The 3,034-nt window shown below is 35.3% G+C and carries 3 protein-coding genes; all 3 read right to left on the reverse strand.

Annotated features, from left to right (window positions below):
- Window positions 1–251: 251 nt before the first annotated feature.
- Complete coding sequence (locus AC1DRF_RS21330) at window positions 252–719, reverse strand: hypothetical protein (protein ID WP_427077140.1); 468 nt, start codon at window positions 717–719, stop codon at window positions 252–254.
- A gap of 19 nt (window positions 720–738) precedes the next feature.
- Window positions 739–1,245 (reverse strand): hypothetical protein, encoded by a 507-nt coding sequence (locus AC1DRF_RS21335; RefSeq protein WP_477741629.1) that lies wholly within the window; start codon window positions 1,243–1,245, stop codon window positions 739–741.
- A gap of 161 nt (window positions 1,246–1,406) precedes the next feature.
- On the reverse strand, window positions 1,407–2,201 hold the full coding sequence (locus AC1DRF_RS21340; protein ID WP_477741630.1) for a DUF2935 domain-containing protein: 795 nt from the start codon (window positions 2,199–2,201) through the stop codon (window positions 1,407–1,409).
- Window positions 2,202–3,034: the final 833 nt, after the last annotated feature.

Here is a 3,034-nt window from a genome sequence, read left to right on the forward strand (position 1 = left end):
ATTTATTGGGAGTGTGAAGATATTTGTTTTTAATTCATTTATGTGTACCTTGTAATGTTGAGGAAATAATAATTCAAATGCTGTATAGTACGGGGTATCTCATACGCCCATAACCCTAAGGACAGTAACAAAAAAGACCACCTATACTGGCGATCCTTTGAATGTATCTAAAAAACTAATTTATTTCTGCGTAGAAAATCTAAAATCCCCCAATAGAACCTAAGAAATGCACTCACCTAAACCTACATTCTTTAGTGACTTGCCTTTTCGTAGAAAGCATGAGCTTTTATCTCCATCTCGTGTAACATCACATCATTTTCTTTCAATACCTCTCGAATACGATGTATCAGTTCTAGGGCGTTCGGTCCAGTAATCTGCTTAGCTACTCGTTCAAGAAGAACTTTTGTATCTACGGAAAACTTACGTGCAAACCCGTGGCACATGGTTATATTCCTTCTCAGAGATTCACCGTATTCATCGTTAAACGCCCTGCGTATACATCCTCTTGTACCTGCATATCCGTATGAAACTTCTGAAACAGCCCTATAAAAAAGAATCATTCCATCTGCGTGGCTTGATTCAGGATGTAATCTTAGTTCACTTACCAATGAAACTAAACGTCTCACAATCGACTTGGCTGATTCCGTTGTGTTCCACCAGTCCAATAGGTATCGCTGTTGATCTACACTCATATTTAAAAACTCTGCGTTAGGAAACATTTTTCTATCCTCCTCTCCTCTAAAGACGTGGTATCGCCTGAATTTCTTCTATATTTGCCCGTATAGTCTCCCACTCGGGACCCAACAGAGCTCGACCAAGCCTAATTGCCTCTTTAATTACTTCAAAGATTTGATGATGCAGATGCCGACTTTGTTCAATTAAGTAAAAAGCATCAGAATTGGCTCTTTTTACGGCAAGTTCAAAATTAGGCCTTAATTGCTTCTCACTAATACGCAGTGTGTCAAGATCAAACACAAGCATTTCCTTTGCAAGTTCAATAGATTCTCCTTGACGGATACGACTAATTGTACCTTGTACTGCATCAAACCCGTAGCCAATATCGGCTACAGAAGCATGATACGTATTCAGTCCTGGGGCAACACGCATAGAAGGAACTCTTCGGAAGCCCGTTGTGATTGAGCAGGCTACCTCTTTGGCAGCCATTCCTTTTTCTAAGGCAGCGTTGATCGCATCAAAATAATTATTTTGTTGATTAGAGTCTATTCCTATAAAAGTAGACGTCACTTGCTGGTCCTCCTCTCAATTTCCCGTATATTCAACAGCAATGCTATGGTTATAAGATACTTCGAAAGATAACAACAAAAGGCTTCATTAAAATCCGAAGCCCTTTGAAGTTAAATCATTAAGATTCATAAAGAAGAAAGTTTAAATTTAACATCAATGTATTATTTATGTGCTTGAAGACTCTGTTCAAACATATCGATAATATGAAGGAACCTTTCAGCTTCTCGAAAAACATGATCAGYCAGAAGAGGATGGATAATGCTTTTAATTTTACATTCCTCAATTAAATCTCTGGCTGTTTTTTTAAAGTCCCGAAGGGAAGCTACAGAAACACGATTCTGATCAAGAAATTGATCTAAAAGAGGAACCGTTTGAGATTGTGGTTTCATAGACTCTAAATCTCTTGCTTGAAAAATTAATTGATCAAAATCATGACTGAAGTTTCTGGCCATATCAACAAGTTTTCTTTCGGATGGATCAAGAAGATGACCTATAAACTGGGCATGATCAGCCATAATTCTTAAAAAGAAGACATTTTCCTTGATAATGGAATCAGCGAGTGGCTTCAATTTTCCTTCGTTTAATTCAATTAATCGTTTTCTAAAATAGTTGGCTTCTCTACTAGTATGATCAACCAAAAGAGGAAAGTTATTTGAACCCGGTAGTTTACAGGTCAGGATTAAGCCTAAAACTTTTCTCTTAAAAGCAAATATACCTGTGGCTGCTTGTTGGACTTCTGAATTGAATCTTTTCATTTGCTCCGGATCTGTTTGATGAGTAAAGGAATGAGACCGTTGTTCAATATCTTCAAACAAATGATAAAATTGATTCGCCTCATTAATTAATTGTGTATCCTCACACCTGAAACCTAATCGAAGAAACAATGAGTGTTCTTTCATAATTCTTGACCAAAAACGAATTTCATCTAAGGATTGTGCAACAAATGCATTAGTCATTATTACTCCTCCTACAATTGTAAAATAGTTTCATTCTAAGTTATTCTGCTTTATGTCTGGACATGCTTAGGCTCACATAAAAAAGCTCAAATCTTTTCAGACTTGAGCTTTTTTAACGTATTTTTCTATCCAATATATTATTTAGATGAAGGGAAATTCTGTCTAAAAAGAAAATATATTAATTAGTCCTCTTTGATTTTCAACCCTAAACATTAGTAAAAGATCACCAAATGTAGAACCAGTATTGCAGCGTTATTTTTGCTAAAAAAAGGCCGGATTATAGGCTCTTCATACTATAGAATTGGTTTTACTATATTTTTGAGCGATGGAATAATAAATTTTTATTTCTGCCTTTTTATTACAAAAAGAACAGGTGTGTTTAGAGTAGTGAATCTTTTTTACATGGGGAATTTCAAGGCGTACAAGTCCATCCTTCACATGTTGATTACATACCATCAGCACATGCTTCACATTTTTCACCTCTTTTCTCTTTTAGAATTTTATATAAGCATATGAGACAAGCAATACCATTTATGAATAGATAAATACAAGGGCCTAGGATTTGAATTTTTCTACTATAATCTTACAGAAAGATATCCTCTGTAACCTTTCATAAGTGTTAGCTGATTAAGCATGTGGCGGTACTCTATAAAGAATTAATGTTGGAAAGTAACATTTTAAAGAATGTAAAAAATCTCCTATACAAATAATAAGGGCGATAATCACTTAATTTGGAAGGAGTAGTTTTTATGAAGAGAATATTAATGGTAGGATTTATTTTGTTATTTCCACTGAACATGTTGGCTGGACCCATTAGTACTGTTGCTGAAGCT

The sequence above is a fragment of the Priestia sp. P5_B4 genome, assembly GCF_056400385.1.